Annotated in this window: 17 protein-coding genes; 16 read left to right on the plus strand and 1 reads right to left on the minus strand. The window is 38.3% G+C overall.

Translation table 11 applies throughout. The annotated features are described in order from the left end of the window. The coding region (locus FQ608_RS27540) for a hypothetical protein (protein WP_234364273.1) at positions 1 to 287 on the minus strand (287 nt) is incomplete at its 3' end. 703 nt (positions 288 to 990) lie between these two features. Here FQ608_RS27540 and FQ608_RS18685 point away from each other — a divergent pair. From FQ608_RS18685 to FQ608_RS18760, 16 genes are all read left to right on the plus strand, one after another. Further along, a complete protein-coding gene (locus tag FQ608_RS18685) occupies positions 991 to 2136 on the plus strand; it encodes a sensor histidine kinase (protein WP_158860015.1) in 1146 nt (381 codons plus the stop codon). A gap of 980 nt (positions 2137 to 3116) precedes the next feature. Further along, entirely contained in the window at positions 3117 to 3743 is a 627-nt protein-coding gene (locus tag FQ608_RS18690) for a Uma2 family endonuclease (RefSeq protein WP_158860016.1), read from the plus strand. Between the two features lie 907 nt (positions 3744 to 4650). Further along, a complete protein-coding gene (locus FQ608_RS18695; protein WP_158860157.1) occupies positions 4651 to 5379 on the plus strand; it encodes a polysaccharide biosynthesis/export family protein in 729 nt (242 codons plus the stop codon). A gap of 9 nt (positions 5380 to 5388) precedes the next feature. After that, on the plus strand, positions 5389 to 7785 hold the full coding sequence (locus tag FQ608_RS18700; protein WP_158860017.1) for a GumC family protein: 2397 nt from the start codon (positions 5389 to 5391) through the stop codon (positions 7783 to 7785). 148 nt (positions 7786 to 7933) lie between these two features. Then, positions 7934 to 8962, plus strand: a complete 1029-nt coding sequence (locus tag FQ608_RS18705) for an SDR family oxidoreductase (RefSeq protein WP_158860018.1) — start codon at positions 7934 to 7936, stop codon at positions 8960 to 8962. Positions 8963 to 9085: 123 nt separating this feature from the next. Next, complete coding sequence (locus FQ608_RS18710) at positions 9086 to 10813, plus strand: ABC transporter ATP-binding protein (protein WP_158860019.1); 1728 nt, start codon at positions 9086 to 9088, stop codon at positions 10811 to 10813. A gap of 43 nt (positions 10814 to 10856) precedes the next feature. Then, positions 10857 to 11891: a UDP-N-acetylglucosamine 4,6-dehydratase (inverting) gene (pseB, locus tag FQ608_RS18715; protein ID WP_158860020.1), complete on the plus strand. Its 1035-nt coding sequence runs from the start codon at positions 10857 to 10859 to the stop codon at positions 11889 to 11891. After that, positions 11866 to 13080, plus strand: a complete 1215-nt coding sequence (gene pseC, locus FQ608_RS18720) for a UDP-4-amino-4,6-dideoxy-N-acetyl-beta-L-altrosamine transaminase (RefSeq protein WP_199856411.1) — start codon at positions 11866 to 11868, stop codon at positions 13078 to 13080. The genes pseB and pseC overlap by 26 nt, the downstream gene beginning before the upstream one ends. Continuing rightward, positions 13073 to 13768: a pseudaminic acid cytidylyltransferase gene (pseF, locus tag FQ608_RS18725; RefSeq protein ID WP_158860021.1), complete on the plus strand. Its 696-nt coding sequence runs from the start codon at positions 13073 to 13075 to the stop codon at positions 13766 to 13768. The genes pseC and pseF overlap by 8 nt, the downstream gene beginning before the upstream one ends. Beyond that, on the plus strand, positions 13743 to 14297 hold the full coding sequence (locus FQ608_RS18730) for a GNAT family N-acetyltransferase (RefSeq protein WP_158860022.1): 555 nt from the start codon (positions 13743 to 13745) through the stop codon (positions 14295 to 14297). Before pseF ends, FQ608_RS18730 begins: the two co-directional genes overlap by 26 nt. Then, entirely contained in the window at positions 14298 to 14762 is a 465-nt protein-coding gene (locus tag FQ608_RS18735; protein WP_158860023.1) for a GNAT family N-acetyltransferase, read from the plus strand. Further along, positions 14746 to 15783 carry a pseudaminic acid synthase gene (gene pseI / locus FQ608_RS18740; protein ID WP_199856412.1) on the plus strand — a complete coding sequence of 346 codons (1038 nt, stop codon included), beginning with the start codon at positions 14746 to 14748 and terminating at the stop codon, positions 15781 to 15783. Before FQ608_RS18735 ends, pseI begins: the two co-directional genes overlap by 17 nt. Before the next feature lie 2 nt (positions 15784 to 15785). Further along, on the plus strand, positions 15786 to 16883 hold the full coding sequence (locus tag FQ608_RS18745) for a polysaccharide pyruvyl transferase family protein (RefSeq protein ID WP_158860024.1): 1098 nt from the start codon (positions 15786 to 15788) through the stop codon (positions 16881 to 16883). 161 nt (positions 16884 to 17044) lie between these two features. Beyond that, positions 17045 to 18241, plus strand: a complete 1197-nt coding sequence (locus FQ608_RS18750; protein ID WP_158860025.1) for a hypothetical protein — start codon at positions 17045 to 17047, stop codon at positions 18239 to 18241. Continuing rightward, positions 18242 to 19117: a glycosyltransferase gene (locus FQ608_RS18755; RefSeq protein ID WP_158860026.1), complete on the plus strand. Its 876-nt coding sequence runs from the start codon at positions 18242 to 18244 to the stop codon at positions 19115 to 19117. Further along, positions 19118 to 20425, plus strand: coding sequence for an EpsG family protein (locus FQ608_RS18760; protein ID WP_158860027.1), 1308 nt, complete (start codon positions 19118 to 19120; stop codon positions 20423 to 20425). Positions 20426 to 20468: the final 43 nt, after the last annotated feature.

Below are 20468 nucleotides of genomic sequence, written 5' to 3' on the forward strand. Positions count from 1 at the left end.
GTTTTTCGGGATTTGTGCGGATTTTTTTGGTTATGATAATTCCCAGCCCTGTAAGGGTGTAATCTTAGTAGCCTGGGGTATAGCGCAGCGGAGCCCCAGGACAAGGATGAGATGAGTTCGGTTTCGTTTTGGCAGCGGGGATGGGTGTGGTGCCATTCCTCTCCCGCCAAAACCTGATTCTGTCCGGTTCTGCCTTTTCTTTTTCGAAATACCTCATCGCTCCGAGAAAAAGACGGCAGCCCAACCAACAATGGGTTTTGGCGGGAGAGGCAAGGTGAAATTGACATGGTGGCGGCCAAAACTTGGAGACTACGGTTATTCCCAAACCCCGGGCTTCACCCGGGGCTACTAAGATGTCACCCCGCTGGGGCTTTTTGTATCCTGATATTGAGGTAGTTATTTCGATAAAATGGTTGGTTGCAACGGTATAGAACACGGATTAGACAGATCTAGCGGAACTTGTCCCGGTTTTTCGGGAATTAAACGGATTTTTTTTTGGAGTTTAAGCGAAGGGGAATGTTGGTAGGGTTATTGAAGCGTTCGACAGCTTCACTGTCGGTCATTCGATATAAACCTGTTGAGTTGCAAACTACACCTAGCGGGGAAATATTGTAGAAATATAGCCTACTTCCGAGATAATAAGGGAATTTAAATTACTGAGAGGAAATTAGTTGGTGAGACTTGGTGGGAGGGTTTGGCTTTGTGGTTTAGGAAATGGTTTTTTGGTGGATTAGCAAATTAATTTATATGTTATCTGATTTTTGTTTATAATATTATGCGTTTTAATTCCAATTTTAATGCATTCATTATTATATTGCGTCTCATACTGAATAGAAAAATTTGTACTGTGAAATTGGATATTTAATTTAATTATTTGTATAATACCCATTAATTCAAAATTTCAGCTGTATTTAAGAGTTATCTCTGTTTTTGAAATAAATACTATCTTGAGTTAATTTGGAAAATGTGTGAGGGGAAATTGTGAAGAGAATGTGTGAGGAGAACAAACGCCGATTAACGGAAATCAATAACGGGAAAAAAGCGAGCAATTGGAATTTTGGATTAGGAATTGGTGAGACAGTGAATTTCGTGAATAATCAACAGTTTTTTATTTTCAAATGTGATATTTCAGGCAATATATTGTATTTGAATAATTCTTTAGAGCGGCTAATCCCCGAGTCTATACGAAAAGATCGGTTTCCATTCGGGTATTTCCTGGATGAGGAGCAGAAAGGGAAGTTAGTGGAGACCATCCAATCGTGTATCGAGTTTTCGGAGGTGCCAAAAATTGTGAATGTGACCTATACATTACCCAATTCAAGAATAGATACTATGCACTGGGAGGTGCAGCGTGTTAGAAATAAGGAGATGGGCAGTGAAGATGTGTTGGGTGTAGGAGTAAATATCAATACATTTGCCGAAAACATGAGTTTGTTGCGGGCATTAGTACAAGCAATGGGAGACCAATCGACTCAAATTAACAGATTTAATTATATTATTTCACACCATATCCGAAGGCATTCTGTAAATATGTTGGGACTGTTGGATCTGATTTCCCTTTCTCAAGATAGCGCCGCTGACACCGCCGAGTACATTCAGTATCTGAGCTTTTCCGCAACTAAGTTGGACCAGTTAATCAAGGATCTATCGGAGTGTATCAATTTAAAGCTTCCGCAGGCATGCCCCTTGGAAGCCAAGAACCTGAGTAAGTTTGTTGATCGCGTTTTAAAGCTTTTGAACCCAAGTATAGAAAAAGGCGATGTCAATGTTGAGATAGATGTGGATAGGAAACATACAGTTTCGATTTATGCAGAGTACATGTACAACATCCTACTGAATGTGATTGGAAATGCCATTAAATTTGCAGACCAATCCCGCTCTTTGATTCTGCGGATTTCTTCAACACAATCCGGGGAATACGTGGTACTTAGTATATCAGATAACGGGTTGGGAATGGATTTGAAAAAAGTAAGGGAAAAGCTGTTTAGTTTTTATGAGACTTTTCATATCCACCCTGAGGGGCGTGGTATAGGATTGCACCTTTCCAATATCCAGATGGAACAAATGGGAGGCATGATCGAGGTGGATAGTTCGGTAGGAGTGGGATCTGTTTTCAAACTTTATTTTAGAAAGTAAGGATATTTTTGGATTCTTATCGGGGGATATTTGGGGATTGATACTTGTCCTCCTGGATAGTAGATATTTATAGATATTAAAAGATTGGGATATGGTGGATATATAGTTGATATATGTCCTATCGGCCGAAATATGGGGGAATTGATATTAGTGGATATTAGATACTAGTAGATATTGGCTAAAGGGGTGGGGCAGTTACGGAGCGGGGGTGTGAATTACGAATTACGAATTAAAAATTACTGTTGAGTTAGTTATGGGTTATGGGTGATGAGTTATACCTAAAGAATTACGAATTAAAAGTTACGAATTACGTATGGTGTGAATGGTCAAATGTTGAATTCATTATCGAAAATTCCCAGCCCTGTCCGGTTCTGCCATTTCTCGGATGATGACATTCGATTAATTTGTTGGTTCCGACACAGGACTGCAGCCCAACCGTTTAGGGGATTTGGCGGGAGGTTATGGAGGAAATTGACATTTTCTGCGGCCAAAACGGGGCGATGGGATGTTTATTTTTATCCACCGGGTTGAAACCCCTATCGGCCATCCCTACGGGATTTATGATTGTTGGTTATAGTAATATATCCCAGCCCCAAAGGGGTGAAATCAATAACCTAGGGTGTAGCGAAGCGAAGCCCTAGGTTACGTGAAATCATCTCGGTTGAGTTTTGGCAGCGGGAACGGTTGTCGTGCCATTCCCATCCCGCCAAAACCCGGATATGGTTGGTTCTGCCATTTCCTGGGTAACGGCATTCAGACTCAATTATGGGTTATGAATTCGCAATTGATTCCGTCAAGACCACCCCCCAGCCCCCTCCTAAAACAGGAGGGGGAGTTGGACAAATGAGCCAAAAAATTCCCGAACGTCGGGACACGCTCTGCAAAATCGGTCAACTCATCACTCATCACTTTTCAGAATTAACCTGTCGTTCCGAAAAATACCTTCGGTAAATTCAAAAAATAAAGGCTCCGCACCTACAATGGTAAAAAACATAGTGGTTTTTGAATGTGAAAATGGCTATCTTTATAGACATCATACACTGAAGATAATGGGAACTGCGGTAATAAAACGGTTGATCAATGTAGATGAATACTACAAAATGGTAGAGGTTGGGATTTTAAAGCCAGATGACCGTTTGGAACTGATAAATGGTGAAATATTTAAAAAGAGCCCAATTGGATATAAGCATGCGGCAATTGTCGACAGGTTAGCACGAATTTTAAATAACCAGTTTCAAAATAAAGCAGTTACAAGGGTTCAAAACCCGGTTAGATTTGATTTAAATAATGAACCTGAGCCTGATATTTCCATATTGAAATATCAGGCTAATGATTATATTTCCGGATATCCTATCCCAGAAGAAGTGCTGGCCATTATCGAAGTGGCAGGGTCTTCGATTAAGTTTGATAAAGAAGTGAAAGCCCCGCTCTATGCATTGCATAGCATCCCCGAATATTGGATTATAGATCTGGAGAGCAACCGGATTGAAGTCCTATCAAACCCCAATGACGGGACTTACACCAACATTCAAACCTACATGCCGGGTGATGAGGTCATTCTGATGGGCCATAAACTTACCGTAAATGAGTTACTTATTTTAGAATAGACCCATTAACCTATAGACTTATCGAACCATTGACTAGAAATGATATTTGTTGATACTGGATATTAATAAATGAAATATGGTAGAAATATAATATAAATATGGCCTACGGCCGAAATAACTTGTCCCGGCTTTTTTCGGGATTGGATTTCGATAGAACAGACGTTTTAACCCATAGACCATCGACCTATCGACCCATCAACCTATCGACCCATCAACCCATAGACCTATCAACCCATCAACCTATTTTGATATTCGTCTCGTAAAAATAACCACAATGTACATAGAGGCATCACAAAGATCACAGAGTTACTTTTTAAATCGAAAACTTTTAACCCATCAACCCATCAACTCATCAACCTATCAACTTTTCCCTAATCTGCTAGTGGTCAATTTCTTCGGGAGGCCTATATACAGTGAAAATAGGGGCTGGGTTTTGGGTGGGGGGAAGAAAAGGGGGTGAAATGAAAAAAAATCAAATCACAGGTCTTGAACCTAAAAGGATTTTTTATACTTTCGTACTGTTGTTGCTTTACTGTGACTGACGGGGTGAAACTGTGTCCGGCCCGTATTACCGAATTATTATTTAACTGTTTTTTTATTGGGAAATAAAACTCCTAGCCAAATTTTATGGAGATGCATTATAATTTCACAAAAAAAATGTCTTTCCACCATACCTAATTGTATTTCGTCACATATCCCTTAATAATCCTATGCTTTTTGTAACTAATACCATTTTTGGTGAATCGGGATTTCCTTCCCATATTTACGCATTCAATCGAAGAATGTGTTTTTGTATAATTCCGCTTTTCCCCTGTTTCTAAAAATGCCTGCTTTCCGTTTTTTTCTTAGTCTGGGACTTATCGTGGTTCTGGGTGTGTCCTGTGTGTCCAATAAGCGCCTGATTTATATGCAGGAACTTGGCGAGGAGGATCCCCTCTATGAGGAATTACAAACCGTCCCCTATAAAACCGAAAACTACTTTCTCCAATACAACGATGTGGTGGAGATCAATATCCGTACCACCTCACCGGAATTAAATGAACTTTTTGAGGTGAGTGCCTCACAAGGGGGGAATATGGCAGGTCAAGGCTTGATGAACGGAGGCGATATTTTCTTCATGACGGGTTTTACCCTGGATGAGGAAGGCAATGTAGAACTTCCCCTACTGGGAGAAATCAATTTAAAAGGCTTGACGACGCAGGAAGCCAAAGAAGCTATAGAAGACCGGCTGACGGAATACGTAAACCGGGAGGATCTATTTGTACGGGTCCGATTGGGTGGCATACGTTTCTCGGCCCTGGGGGAATTTGGTCGTAACGGTAACTTTACCATCCTACAAAATCAAATTACCATCTTTCAAGCCATCGCCCATGCAGGAGATATGACTACCATTGCCAAGCGGAATCGGGTGATTCTGGTTCGGCAGTATCCTGAAGGTACCAAGACCTACCGGGTCAACCTAAATGATAGGCGCCTTCTCTCTTCCGAGTTTTTCTTTATCCGGCCCAACGATATGCTCTACGCCGAACCCATGAAAATACGTGAGTTTGGAACGGGAGTGACTTTTGTACAGACCTTTCAATTGGCAGTAACCACCCTGTCGGCGGTTCTATTGGTATTAAACGCACTTAATTAACTTTTTAAAATGAATACAGCTCCTCAAAACCCAACAAATAAGCATCAAGAAGATGATGGCTTGGAAATCCGCCAAATTCTTTTTCAGTTACTGCGTATTTGGTACCTGGTGCTGATTTCAATCATCATTGCCCTTGCGGGTGCCTACGTCTATTTGCGGTATACGATCCCTATCTACGAGGTAAAAAGTAAATTTTTTATCAAAGAAAAAGAAACGCCCTTTAGTATTTTTGACGATGCGACGGGGATGAATACCTCGGAGATAGGCTTGGTGAACCAAACGATTATACTTAAATCCCGCCCCATTGCCGCCGCCGCTTTGGCGCAGTTGGATTTTGATGTGGAATATTATTCGCAGGGAGTATTTATCAAAAAGGAACTATATGGAAGTACTCCGATTACGGTAGTGGCGGATTGGGCCAAACCGCAGCTTTGTAACGGGGATATTCGGGTGGTCTGGAGCAATGGAACTTCCTATACGCTGGAATTTATAGAAGAGGCCTATACCCGGGTGGATGGCGGGCAACGGGGACGCATGGAGGCACCGATCCTATCGCCTTCTACCTTTCGCTTTGGAGAACCTGTACGGCTGCCTTACTTAAACCTTACGATCGCACGTACAGGAATGGAAGATTCCGGGGAGATGCTTATTCGATTACGGGATAGAGAGGGCTTAATCAATGAGTACACAGGAAATAATTTGACCATTCAGAGCGTGGAGAAATTATCCTCCATTTTGGAACTCAGTTTGAAAACTCCCACTCCTGAAAAAGGAAGGGAATACTTAAACCGCTTACAACAGGTCTATTTGGAGGATGAACTGTATGAAAAGAATACCATGTCCACCAATACCATCGAGTTTATCGATGCCCAATTGGTGATTTTATCCGATTCCCTGCTTTATGTGGAAAACCGCCTGGAAAACTTCCGCTCCAACAATAAAATCTATAATATTTCCTCCGAGGGATCTGCGGTCTATACGGAATTGGTCACCTTGGAACGTCAATTGGCCCAAGAGCAGTTTAAGCGGGATTATTATGCACAATTGCGGCAATACTTACTGCGTGAGGATTATTCCGAGATTGTAGTTCCTTCGGGATTGGGTATTCAGGACCCAATTCTAAATTCCTTGATTGGAAATCTATTAGAACTTCAAGCTGAAAAATCGATGCATTTGGCGATTCTTACCGAAACGGCACCCATGGTAAGAAATGTAAACCGCAAGATCACCGATATGAACCGCTCCATTCAGGAAGTACTGCAAAATGTGGATGAAAATGCCGGCTTACTGATTCGGGATTTGCAAGATCGGATTCGGGGAATAGAAAGCGATTTTAACCGACTGCCGCAGACAGAACAAAGCCTGCTTCGTATTCAACGGGAATTTGCGTTAAACGAGAATTTATATACATATCTGCTACAAAAGCGGGCAGAGGCCGCAATCACTAGGGCATCCAATACGACAAGTAATAAAATTATCGAAGAAGCCCGAATCGGAGGAGGACCTATTAGCCCGCAGGCATCCCGATTTTATGCTATTGCATTGTCATTGGGTATGTTTTTTCCTGTGGCAGGTGTAGTGGCAAAGGTGTATCTAAACGATAAGCTAAAAGATGGCGCAGAAATCCGCAAAAAATCAGAGGTAACTTTACTAGCACAAATTGGCTTTAGTGAAGACGATGATAATTTATTAGTGTTTAATAGACCCCGTTCCGGGGTATCTGAAGCATTTCGTTCCCTTCGATCCAATATCAATTTTATTTTACCCAAGGATAAGTCTTCCGTGATAATGCTGACCTCCTCCATCTCAGGGGAGGGGAAAACCTTTTGTGGAATAAACTTGGCATCCGTCTATGCCCTAACGGGAAAGAAGACTATTCTTGTAGGCTGTGATATGCGGAAGCCTAAGATTTTCGGGGACTTTGGCTTGGACAATACCAAGGGATTATCCTCCTACCTTAGTGGGATGGAGGAAAAGGCAGCCGTTGTTCAGGCATCTCATTTTGAAAATTTGGATATTATCGCTTCCGGTCCTATTCCCCCCAATCCGGCAGAGCTGTTGGTTTCTGAACGGATGGCTAATCTACTTGCCCAATTGCGAACCGAATATGAGGTAATAATTTTGGATTGTCCGCCGGTAGGATTGGTATCGGAATCATTGGATTTGATGCAGCTTTCGGATCTTTGTCTTTTTATCCTGCGCTACAATTACAGCAAAAAAGCATTTATTGAGCAAATAAACTTGCTTAAGCAACGGCAGCAGCTAAAAAATGCCTATCTGGTTTTTAATGGCTTGGATAAATCAGCTAGTTCCTATGGATATGGATACGGGTACGGGTATGGATACGGGTATGGATATTATGCTGAGGATAAAAAGAACAAAACCTTTTTCTCCTCTAAAAGATAATTAGTAGATTAAAAAAACAAATAGAAATTTTTGATTTTATATGTTATTAAATTTTCTGTTATATTTTTCATTAATTTATTTTTTTACTGCTAGTAATTATTCAGACTCTAAATTTTCCTGATCTGATGGATAGTTTATAATATGTACTATGTTTAACAAAAAACTATACAACACACCTTATCATTCCGTCAATTTATCAAAATATAAATATCTGGTGACGGGTGGTGCGGGTTTTATTGGTTCAAATTTGGTGGAATACCTTTTGCGCTTTGGTGCGGGGCATGTGCGGGTGTTGGATAACCTTTCGAATGGGTATTTTGAGAATATTCAGGAGTTTTTGAATTTGCCGAATTTTGAGTTTATCGAGGGGGATATCCGGGATTTGGACACTTGTAAGCAGGCTGTGGAGGGAATGGATTTTATTTCTCATCAGGCAGCCTTGGGTTCAGTGCCTAGAAGCATTACCGATCCAATTACTTCTAATCAGGTAAATATCAGTGGGTTTTTAAATATGCTGGTAGCGGCTAAAGATTCATTAACATTAATACAAATGGTATATGCTGCAAGTAGCAGTACCTATGGCGATAGTCCTTCTTTACCAAAAGTAGAAGGAAACGAAGGCAATCCACTTTCTCCTTATGCGGTGACAAAGTTAGTGAATGAATTGTATGCCGATGTATTTAGTCGTGTGTATGGATGCCATACCATAGGCTTGCGCTATTTCAACATCTTTGGACCCAAGCAAAACCCCAATAATCCCTATGCGGCTGTGATTCCTATTTTTTGTAAGCATTTTATAGAAGGTACACTGCCCAAGATCCATGGAGATGGAATCACCTCACGAGATTTTACTTTTGTGGAAAATGCTGTACAGGCTAATGTGAAGGCGATGGAGGGAGGTTTGGAAGATCAGCAAACTCCCCAACTGTCCGCTCACCAGGTTTTCAACGTAGCCTGTGGCGACCAAATATCGCTGAATGAGATGGTAGAAATATTGCGGGAAATTAGCGGAAAGGATTTATGCGCTACTTATGGCCCTGAGCGCGCCGGTGATGTAAAGCATTCCAAGGCCAGTATTGCCAAATTGAAAGATTTTTGCGGGTATGTTCCTAAGATTAGGTTTAAGGAAGGGTTGGAAATAACGTATGGATATATTGAGGAAAACCTCCCAATTTAAGTATTACTGATATTAAAATGTGAATACAAATTCAATTTTTCCATTTCTATCCTTTTGATGAAATCACTCTTAAAAAAGTTTCTACCGGATTTATTTTATTTTTATAAGCATCTAGGCTATCGGATGATATTTTTATTGCTGACCAGCATTTTTGTAGGGATATTGGATGGTTTGGGATTGACTATGTTTTTACCCCTCTTGGAATTGGTTGCGGACGAAAATGCTACTGCTTCTTCAGAGAAGTTAGGGCAGTTATCTTTTTTATTGGATGGATTGGAGCTGATTGGGTTTCAGCTTACATTGAATGTTGTACTTCTTACCATGTTTGGTTTTTTTGTTTTTAAAGGTATTGCAACCTTTTTTGAGCGGTATGTACGCGTGGTTTATCAGCAGTATTTTATTGCTAAAATCCGAATGGAAATTATACAAGCTCTGGCCAATTACAATTACAATGCTTTTGTTAGGGCGGATGCCGGGGCTATTCAAAATACGATGAGTGGTGAGGTGGAACGTGTGTTGCAATCTTTTAGAACCTACAGTACGATACTTCAACAGTTTGTAATGATTTTAGCCTATGCCGGTTTAGCCTTTTTGGTGAGTCCAGAGTTTGCTGTACTGATAACAATTGGGGGTGTGTTATCTAATTTTCTGTTTAGCGCACTTTACCGAAAAACTAAAATTCTTTCATCAGAGTTGGTTGGTCGAAACAGTGCGTTTCAAGGTTATCTTATTCAAGTTGTTGCTTTTTTCAAATATTTAAAAGCTACAGCGACCATTCAGAGGTATGTTCGCTTCTTAGAAAAGAAGGTGTTGGATATTGAAGAAACGAACCGAAAAATGGGTGTGCTCAATAGTATAATGATGGGAATGCGGGAGCCCATGATGATAGGGGTTGTAGTAGGTGTTATTTTGATTCAAATTAACGTACTAGGGGGAGGATTGGGAACCATTATTTTAAGTTTACTATTTTTTTATAGAGCCTTAACATCGTTAACTGCTTTGCAGACTTCCTATAATCAGTTTTTGGGATTTTCAGGTTCTCTTGTAAACATGTCAGATTTTGTGAAGGATCTAAAAGCACATCCTACAGTATCCGGGAAAACTCCTTTCCATGGTATTAAAAATGAAATTTCCTTACGCAATATAGGCTTTGGTTACTCTGAAAACAGGCCAATACTGAAGGATATCAACTTGAAAATCGGAAGAAATCAGTCAGTTGCATTTGTTGGAGAAAGTGGTTCGGGAAAAACCACACTAATGAATATCGTTACTGGTTTGATTACTCCCACTTCTGGGGAATGCTGGATAGATGATGTAAAAGTGAGTGATTTGAGTATTCAAAGTCTTCAAAGACGAATAGGGTACATCACCCAAGACCCAGTAATTTTTGATGATTCTGTATTTAATAATGTCACCCTTTGGGAGGAAAAGACCGAAGAGAACCTTGTTCGATTCCATGAAGCTTTGCGCAAAGCCCATATCGACGATTTTGTAAGCGGATTGGAGGGCAAAGAGGATTCCCGGTTAGGCAATAATGGTAATAGCTTGAGTGGAGGGCAAAAACAACGCATCTCCATTGCGAGGGAATTATTTAAAGAAGTTGATTTTTTGTTTATGGATGAGGCCACTTCCGCATTGGATTCGGAAACTGAACGGAGTATTCAACAAAGTATTGATGAATTGAAAGGGCAGTATACGATAATAATTATCGCTCATAGATTGAGCACTATCAAAAATGTGGATCAGGTAGTTTTTATGGACAAAGGGACAATTAAAAATCACGGTACTTTCCAAGACTTAGTCAATAAAGAGATAAAGTTTAAAGAAATGGTAAATCTCCAAGAGGTTTAATTTATTTCAATAATTCAAATATTACATCAATACACAATTTTATATGATGAAAGACAAATCCATTCTCATTACCGGCGGAACGGGTTCGTTGGGTAAAGCGCTCACGTCCCATATTTTTAAGGTATATCCGGATATCAAAAGGTTGGTTATTTTTTCAAGAGATGAACAAAAGCAATTTGAGATGGCTCAAGAATATCCTGAACACAGATTTCCTCAAATTCGCTTTTTCATTGGAGATGTAAGGGATAAAAATCGCCTGATGCGTGCTTTTAAGGGAATTGATTACGTCATCCATGCAGCTGCGATGAAGCATGTGCCAATTGCTGAATACAATCCTGATGAATGCGTAAAGACAAACATCAATGGTGCACAAAATGTTATTGAAGCCTGTTTGGATACACAGGTAGAGAGGGTAGTGGCGCTATCTACGGACAAAGCGGCTGCTCCCATTAACCTTTATGGTGCTACAAAATTGGCATCTGATAAGCTTTTCGTGGCAGCCAATAATATCAAAGGATCAAACCCTATTCGTTTTTCAGTAGTTCGCTATGGAAATGTAATGGGTTCTAATGGGTCGGTTATACCATTCTTTCTTAAAAAACGCAAGGAGGGTGTTTTACCGATTACAGATGTTCAAATGACTAGATTTAATATTTCTTTGCAAGGTGGTGTTGACATGGTCATGCATGCTTTGGAACATGCATGGGGAGGTGAGATATTTGTCCCAAAAATCCCTTCCTATAGAATTACAGATGTGGCGGAAGCAATAGGACCGGAATGTAAAAAGCCGGTAGTAGGCATTCGTCCAGGGGAAAAAGTGCACGAGGACATGATTACTTCTTCCGATTCCTATTATACCTGGGACTTAGGAAAGTATTTTACCATTCTTCCGTCAAGACATAAATGGAAGATTGAGGAGTTTCAGAAGCACTTTAGTGCGGTTAGAGTTCCACAAGGTTTTAAATACAGTTCTGATGAAAATACAGAATGGGAAACATTGGAATCGCTTCGCCGGCATATAAAATTACATGTAGATCCAACTTTTGAAAATCATGAGAACAGTGATTCCTTACGGTAAGCAAGATATTTCAGAGGAGGATATCGCCGCCGTCGTAAAGACACTGCGTTCGGATTTCCTTACTCAAGGTCCTAAAATCAAGGAATTTGAGGAAGCATTTGCTCGGTATGTTGGTGCTCAATACGCCGTTGCCGTTGCAAATGGTACTGCAGCGCTTCATCTAAATGCGTTGGCACTTGGAGTGAAACCCGGAGATAAAGTAATTACCACGCCAATTACTTTTGCAGCTTCTGCAAATTGTGTGAGATATTGTGGAGGGGAGGTTGTTTTTGCAGATATAGATGCTACAACCTATTTGCTGGATATTAATAATGTAAGGGAACTTCTGGAGGCATCGCCAAGAGGAACTTATAAAGGAATAATCCCTGTTGATTTTGCCGGTAGAGCTGTAGATTTGGAAGCCTTTAGAAAGCTAGCAAATGAATACGGTTTATGGATCATAGAAGATTCTTGTCACTCGCCAGGCGGATATTTTATGGATAGTGATGGAAAACAACAGCATTGCGGAAACGGGAATTTGGCAGATTTGGCAATATTTTCTTTTCATCCTGTTAAACATATCGCTTGTGGAGAAGGTGGAATGATTACTACCAATGATGAGAAATTATATGAAAAGCTACTACAGTTAAGGACACACGGTATAGTTAAGGACGAAAATAAATTTATAAACTCCTTGGCATTTGCTAATGGACTGGAAGATTCTCAAATCTCAAATCTCAAATCTCAAATCTACCCTGGCTGGTATATGGAAATGCAGGATTTGGGCTACAATTATAGATTAACAGATTTTCAGGCTGCGTTGGGATTAAGCCAATTGAAAAGGGCAGATGCAGGTTTGGTAAGAAGAAAAGAAATCGCCAAAAGATACCAAGAAGCTTTTCAGGGGATGCCTTTTATCAAAGGACAATCCGGGTTTGTAAAAGGCCATGCCTACCATCTTTATGTGTTGGAAGTGGATAATCGGCTAGGTCTTTACAATCACCTCAGGACAAACAATATTTTTGCTCAGATTCATTACATACCAGTTCATCTGATGCCATATTACAGACAATTTGGATGGAAGGAAGGAGATATGCCAATAGCTGAGGAGTATTATCAAAACTGTATAAGTATGCCGATGTATCCTACATTAACCAATCTAGAACAGGATTTTGTCATAAAAAACATTTATTCTTTTTACAATGTCTGATATCTGTATAATTCTGGCAAGAGGAGGAAGTAAGCGGATTCCCGGGAAAAACATTAAGGACTTCTCTGGAAAACCCATTATTGCGTATAGTATTGAAGCCGCATTGTCTTCTGGAGTATTTGATGAGGTTATGGTGTCTACAGATGCTACTGAAATTGCAAGAATAGCTGAAAATTTTGGTGCAAAGGTACCCTTTTTTCGGACGGATAAAAACGCTGATGATCATGCCACAACCGCTGACGCTATCGAAGAGGTCTTATTAGAATATTGCAAACTTGGAAAGCAGTTTATTAACGCATGCTGCCTTTATCCAACAGCTCCATTTGTTTCCCCTGATTCTTTAAAAGAAGGAAGGAGAATATTGGGAGAGTCAGCTGCAGAGACTGTATTTCCAATCGTAAAGTTCGGTTATCCGGTATGGAGAGGACTTAGCAAGGACCGAGAGGCGGCAGTTGAGATGATTTGGAAGGAACATCTAAACAGCCGATCCCAAGATTTAAAAGAAGTATACCATGATGCCGGTCAATGGTACTGGATCGATGTAAAAAGATTTCTGAAAAGCAAGAAACTTTTTACAGATAATTCCAAGGGAGTTGAGCTTTCGCCGCTTGAAGTTCAGGATATAGATACTTTACATGACTGGCATCTGGCCGAACTGAAATATGGCTACCTACAAAGTCTTAAATAGGCAGGTTTTTTCCTTTGGTAGCTATTCCATTGTCCCCATCAGAACGGAGGATAAATATACCATCATGAAATGGCGTAATGAACAGATTTATCACCTTCGTCAAAATAGACCACTGACAAAAGAGGATCAGGATGGTTATTATGAAAATGTAGTTGCGAAACTTTATTCGCAGGAATACCCCAATCAAATTTTGTTCTCCTACCTAGAAGATAGAAAATGCGTCGGTTACGGAGGACTTGTCCATATCAACTGGATTGATAAGAATGCTGAAATTTCCTTTATAATGGATACAGCTTTAGAAAAAGAATTTTTCGAGTTTCATTGGAAGAATTACCTTAAGCTTATAGAAAAATTAGCGTTTGAGGAATTTAAGTTTCATAAAATATTTACATATGCTTTCGATATTAGGCCAAGGTTATATCGAGCTTTGATTGAATCTGGATTTGATAAAGAGGCAACTTTAAAAGATCATTGCCTATTTGAAGGAAAATATATTGATGTGGTTATTCATTCTAAGATTCACAATTAAATGGAATTAAGAGATGCTACTTCGGATGATTTGAATATTACCTATAAGTGGGCAAATCATCCTGAGACTAGAAAATTTTCTTTTAGGCAAGAATTTATTTCACTTGAAAACCATTCGAAATGGTTCAACGCTAAACTTGCTGATGAAAAATGTATTTATAAGATTTTGGAGATAGATAATTCCCCTGTAGGATCTATTAGACTTGATATCCAAAATGAGGTGGCAACGATCAGTTATTTGGTTTCTCCGGAGTACACAGGAAGAGGCTTCGGTAAAAAAATTATGGAATTGGCTATCATAGCTGTTTTAAAAGAAAATCTGAAGATTGAATCAGTCAGAGGATTGGTTAAAAAAGAGAACGTAGCATCTATCAAGATTTTTGAAAGCTTTCAGTTTGAGAGGAATGAGATGAAAGAAGGTATACTCGAGTTTAAGAAAAAAATAGAACATGCAGATTGGAAATAAAAAAATAAATAACATCTCCCCCGTTTTCATTATCGCAGAACTTTCAGCCAACCATAATGGAAGCTTGGATGTAGCTATTGACACCATCCGAGCGGCAAAGAGGGCAGGAGCTGATTGCATTAAATTGCAAACCTACACAGCAGATACGATTACCATTGATTGCGATAAGGAGGATTTTAAGATTAAAGACACTATATGGGAAGGTAAAAACCTGTATCAACTTTATCAAGATGCATATACGCCCTGGGAATGGCATGAAACACTTTTTAAAGTCGCAAAGGAAGAGGGGCTGGAATGTTTCAGTTCTCCATTTGATAAAACGGCAGTGGATTTATTAGAAAATTTGGACACACCAGCCTATAAAATTGCATCTTTTGAGATCACAGATATTCCCTTGATTGAATACGTAGCTTCCAAAGGAAAACCAGTAATTATATCCACGGGAATTGCTACCCAGGAAGATATTGACTTAGCATTGGATGCTTGCAATCGAATGGGAAACCTCCAAGTAGCCTTGCTCAAATGTACTTCAAGCTATCCCGCACCAATAGAAGAGGCCAATATGGTAATGGTGAAGGATTTAGCCGAAAGGTACGGTTGCATTAGTGGATTATCCGATCATACCATAGGTAATATAGTGCCAATTGTAGCAACTTGCTTTGGAGCCAAAATTATTGAGAAACACTTTATACTTGACCGATCTATAGGGGGACCTGATGCTTCATTTTCGATGAATGAACTGGAATTTACAGATATGGTTAAGGCTATTAGAGAAGCAGAAAAAGCTATAGGGGCTGTGGATTATAGGTTAACAGAAAAGCAGGAAAAAGGGAAGGATTTTTCAAGGTCACTATATGTGGTTAAAGACATCAAAGCAGGAGAAATAATTACGGAGGAAAACGTAAGGAGTATTAGGCCAGGTTTTGGTATGCATCCGAAATTTTTAAAAGGATTGTTAGGTAAACGCGTTATATTAGACTTATTTGCTGGAGATCGTTTAAATATAAATAATTTCGATTAAATATGAAGATAGCAATAATCACAACTTATCCTGAGTCTGGATCAATGAATATTGGAGATAGACTTATTACGGAAGCTACTATTGACTTAATAAAATATTCATTAGGAGACCATAATGTTGAATTTAAAATTATTTGGCGACGTGCTGAATTTAATAGTGTAGAAAATGATTTAAAAAAATGTGATCTTATTGTATTTGCTTGTTTATCTATTAGGAAAAATATGGTAGAGGATATATATCCTTTTTTACCAAATATTCTAGAATTAAATAAAAAAATATTTGTTATAGCTGCTGGTACCCAATTAAATCACTTTCATCATAATAAGGATTGGCTGATTGATATTTCTGATAATTCTCGAATAGCCCTTCTTGAATTAGATAAAAAATCAAGTTTCTTCTCTACAAGAGGACTATTAACTCAGAAATTTTGCAATTTCAATGGCTTGATTAATGCGAAATTTGGCGGGGATATCGCTTTTTTTGATAAAAGATTCCTAAATCGAAAATTTAAATCAATTAATTCAGTAAAAAGAATTGCTATATCGGATCCACATTATTCTAGTTTATTTCTTGAATCCTTACAATATTTAGTCACCTCATTAAATAATCTATTTAGGTCTGCAGAAATTGAAATTCTATTACATGGAAAAAATCAGATTGTTGAAGAATTTAGTTTTAAAAATGGTATAAAATGTAGAAAAATATATTTGGAGCAAGATGGACTAGATGCCTATGATGATTTTGATATACACGTTGGTTACAGAATTCATGGTTGTGTTTCAATGTTAAAAAGAAAGAAAATTTCATATTTGTTGGAACAGGATGGTAGAGGTATTGATTATGGAATCACTTTCCCAATTAAAATTAGTGTCCCTAATACGATCGAATATAGGCCTGGACAAGTCTTCAAAAATTTCATTAAGATAATATCTGGTCGAGATGATATTGGTCAACGTAAAGTAGATCTAAAACCAGTTGATTTATTACTAGCAATTATTGAAAATGATTTAAAAACTAATTTTAGTAGATTTAAACAATTGGATATATTTATAGATACAATTAATTTCACATATATTGAAGCTTTTGGAAGTTTGAACTAAAATAGACTATCTACATTTGATTTTATTAATGGATTTAATTAAGTATTACTTTTTTATTAATAGGTCAAATATATGTATGCGTAAAATTTATTCAGAATCAACAAATGGATATTGTTTTCAATTTAAACATAGGAATTTATTTTAGATAAAACCCTAATTTAGTGAATAATTTATTGCTAATAGCCATTCGTTTAAGTTCAAAAAGGATTCAACCTGCCGTTGATAGGCAGCGTAAAAAAAGACCTATACAAGAAATTTTTTTACAATATTTCCGAATACTTTCCCCCCTTGGAGAGATACCAATAAATGTTAATGAAAGCTTCCAATTTTTCTTAAATGGGTCAATTGTTGCTAACACTAAAACTGGGGACGTTTTTACGGAATTAGTGGAGGCAGGGCATAGTTTGGAATTAATTTGGCACAATGACCTGCATTCTAGAACGCGCTTTATTCATTTTTTTAGAATTTGTTATCGGCTTATTTGGTTTTTTGGGTTGCTCTATAATCAGCGCAAAGCATTCAGAACTTGGGATATAGTTAGTTTACAAATTTTGGTGGGATATGAAGGATATAAAAGTTTTTTTAAGAGACACAATCATCTGATACCGATTATCATCAGTGATGTGAGTCCTACCTTACATATGCAGTGGAGTGGGGCGTTGGCAGTAGGAAACAGGGTTATGTGGTGGCAAGATGATTATCATCATTATAATGGATTTTCGAATGAAAATTATTTGCCTTATCGATGTACTTATGCTGCAGTGCTAAATCAAAAGGGATTGGAAACAATACTTAGTAAAAATTCATTGGCCAAAATATACATAAGAAATCAAATAGAAGTAAAATTTGTTAAATCGATTTCCCAAAATCCCAAAGTTGGTATTGCGACAAATGCTTTTTTTGAAGCAAGAGCTGATCAAATTGAATTGTTAGAAAAAATCAAGAAAAATCTTGGGGTGGAATTTTTGAAATTACGACTTCACCCAAATTCCAGAGTAAAAGCTGGGTCATTTCCTGAAGGAGTTGAAATAGCTGCGATTAATGAAAGTATATCAGATTTTGTGAAAAGTGTTGATTTGGCGGTGGTTGGAAATTCTGCGGTGCAGTTAAAACTATTGTGTGAGGGTATACCAGTAGTGCATATAGCAGGCTTAGATAATTACGGATTCGATCTTTATAAATATTGTCGTAATGGATTTTGTTTTGGAACAAATGATATTGATGGACTTGACTTAACTTTAATTAAAAGATTCTATTCGGAACCGTTAATACTAGAAAAGTTGAAACGCTATGTAAATGTTAAAAGTATAGAACGGTGTCAACCACTTTCCTTATTGAGCCAAATTCATAAAAATTAAATGAGAAGTCTAATAAAACACCTTGTTAAATTAAGAAATTACTCTGTTTTTAAGAAGTATGATTTTTTGGCAAAAATTATAACTAAGAAATTGCCTGTTGATGAAAATGCGAATTTTGTTGTCTCTATAGCCAGTTACCCTAAAAGAGATCATCTTTTACCAGCAGTCTTTCAGGCCCTCACGAAACAGACTGTAGTTCCAAAAAACTGGATTTTGGTTTTATCAAATGAGGATTATCCAAATGGATTACCTACCCATTTAAAAATTCTTCAAAGAAAAGGACTTGAGGTTCTCTGGGTATATGACAACCCTTATGCAGTGAAGAAGTTAATTCCTACAATTGAAAAATATCCCGATCTAGCGGTAATTACATTTGATGATGAATTGATTTATGGTGTTAGGATTATTGAAAAATTAATTGATGCTTCGAGACAAAATAAGGATGCTATCATTGGTCATGTAGGTCAAAAATTTGTGAAAATAAATGGAGTTTTAAATTTCAAGTTCAGATCCAGTAAAGCGGCTGACTTGTCAACACCGAGTGGTCAAGTCTATTTTCTTGGAGGATCAGGCACTTATTATCCCGCATATTCTCTAGATGAAAGAGTTTGTGACATAAAGGCAATACATAGAATAGTACCAGGTAGAGGTTCTGATATCTGGTTTTGGGCTGCAGCAGTTGCAAAGGGAACAAAACAAATTTGCCTAGGAAGTAAGACAAATAGCTCATTGTATTTCCCTATACCAAGTAGTAAGGAAACGAAACCTCTAGATACTCCTGGCGCTGATGTTATGAAATCACGATTTCAATTGGCTATTGATTATTTTGGGATCAGGGAGAAGTTGTTGGAGATTTTACCGGAGAAGGATAAATAAGTGACAGACAGTAAAACTGCCGTTCGTAATTATTTTCTGTTAAGCTTACTTTCACCGGTATTAGGTTTAATAACGTTGTTGCGTAGTGGTAATTCTCGACTTTTATTACCGGTGGGCACTTTTTTAATGACTATCCTCGGAAGTATTTATGTTTATTCACCCGAGTCCGATGGAGAATCGCATCGCAGGACCGTCGAGTCTGCATATTTGGACATGGGAGTTGCTGAATTTTTAACTTCTTTTTTTCAGCTCTTTGTACTGAATAATGAGAATGCGCCAATTGGTATATCAGATCCATATCTTCATTTACTCGGCTTTCTTTCCGGTGGTATTTATGGGATTCCTGAGTTATTGCATGTATTTGCTGCTTTTGTCTATGGTCTTGTATATTTTAGTATTTTAAAAATTTTATTTGAGCGAATTACTTTGCCAAATGGAATTTCTTTAATAGTTGTATTGTTTTCAATTTTTTTTATTTATAGAGGTATCACGGGATTTAATGCAATACGATGGTGGACAGCACTGTGGTTAATGCTTTATGGGTTTTTGGCCTACTGGCATTACGAAAAACGGAAGTACTTAATATTTAGCTTACTGGCTGTATATATTCACTATTCCTTTATTGCTTTTATTTTCCCAGCACTAGTTGCCATTTGGCTTCATAAACGATTAAAGCTGGTTATGGTCATTTGGGTTATAAGTTTTTTTCTAGGAGCTAGTTACGACCTGATCAAGCCCTTCATACCTGCTTTAGAGGTGATAGAGCAAAAACAGCAATACACTTTGGATGAAGAGCAGTTGCAGGGCACCGCGGAAGCGAGAGCCAACGCCCCACAGAAAATCACTAGATTTTACGCAGCATTTGGTGAAGCTAGCTTTCGAGATTATAGCATTCCCCTTTTGATTGTTTTCCTGTTTTGGCTGTTAAGAAGTATCTCGGGTACTAACAGAACTTTGATTATGCAACTATTTACGGCAGGCGTACTATTGTATGCCTTTGGGAACTTTATGGAGTTCTCGCCATCTGTGTCAGGTCGTGCGAAAGCTGGGGCGGCCCCCTTTATTATGTTGGCAGGGTTGTTGAATTTGTCTTCCTTGTACAATAATAATTTCACTTTTTACCGAAGCTATAAGGTGCGAACTGTTATGAATCTATTTTTCATTAGCTCTATACCATTGATTATGTATCACTTATCCTACACGTTGAATATGTTAAGTGCCTTTGCACTGATGTTACCCGGAGCATCGTGGTTTTTGGGGTCTGATGATTTTTCCATTCGGGAATTTTTAGCAATGTTTATCATTTAGAGTATTCACAGGAGTGGTTCCTGGGTTTTAATTTCATACTTAG

Source organism: Lunatibacter salilacus (assembly GCF_009797935.1).
In the GTDB taxonomy this organism is placed as follows: Bacteria; Bacteroidota; Bacteroidia; order Cytophagales; family Cyclobacteriaceae; genus Lunatibacter; species Lunatibacter salilacus.

Bases quoted from the DNA above. Each gene is read 5' to 3' on its own strand.
- FQ608_RS18685 (WP_158860015.1), top strand. From the start codon at position 991: ATGTGTGAGGAGAACAAACGCCGATTAACGGAAATCAATAACGGGAAA.
- FQ608_RS18690 (WP_158860016.1), top strand. From the start codon at position 3,117: ATGGTAAAAAACATAGTGGTTTTTGAATGTGAAAATGGCTATCTTTAT.
- FQ608_RS18695 (WP_158860157.1), top strand. From the start codon at position 4,651: ATGCAGGAACTTGGCGAGGAGGATCCCCTCTATGAGGAATTACAAACC.
- FQ608_RS18700 (WP_158860017.1), top strand. From the start codon at position 5,389: ATGAATACAGCTCCTCAAAACCCAACAAATAAGCATCAAGAAGATGAT.
- FQ608_RS18705 (WP_158860018.1), top strand. From the start codon at position 7,934: ATGTTTAACAAAAAACTATACAACACACCTTATCATTCCGTCAATTTA.
- FQ608_RS18710 (WP_158860019.1), top strand. From the start codon at position 9,086: ATGATATTTTTATTGCTGACCAGCATTTTTGTAGGGATATTGGATGGT.
- pseB (WP_158860020.1), top strand. From the start codon at position 10,857: ATGATGAAAGACAAATCCATTCTCATTACCGGCGGAACGGGTTCGTTG.
- pseC (WP_199856411.1), top strand. From the start codon at position 11,866: ATGAGAACAGTGATTCCTTACGGTAAGCAAGATATTTCAGAGGAGGAT.
- pseF (WP_158860021.1), top strand. From the start codon at position 13,073: ATGTCTGATATCTGTATAATTCTGGCAAGAGGAGGAAGTAAGCGGATT.
- FQ608_RS18730 (WP_158860022.1), top strand. From the start codon at position 13,743: ATGGCTACCTACAAAGTCTTAAATAGGCAGGTTTTTTCCTTTGGTAGC.
- FQ608_RS18735 (WP_158860023.1), top strand. From the start codon at position 14,298: ATGGAATTAAGAGATGCTACTTCGGATGATTTGAATATTACCTATAAG.
- pseI (WP_199856412.1), top strand. From the start codon at position 14,746: ATGCAGATTGGAAATAAAAAAATAAATAACATCTCCCCCGTTTTCATT.
- FQ608_RS18745 (WP_158860024.1), top strand. From the start codon at position 15,786: ATGAAGATAGCAATAATCACAACTTATCCTGAGTCTGGATCAATGAAT.
- FQ608_RS18755 (WP_158860026.1), top strand. From the start codon at position 18,242: ATGAGAAGTCTAATAAAACACCTTGTTAAATTAAGAAATTACTCTGTT.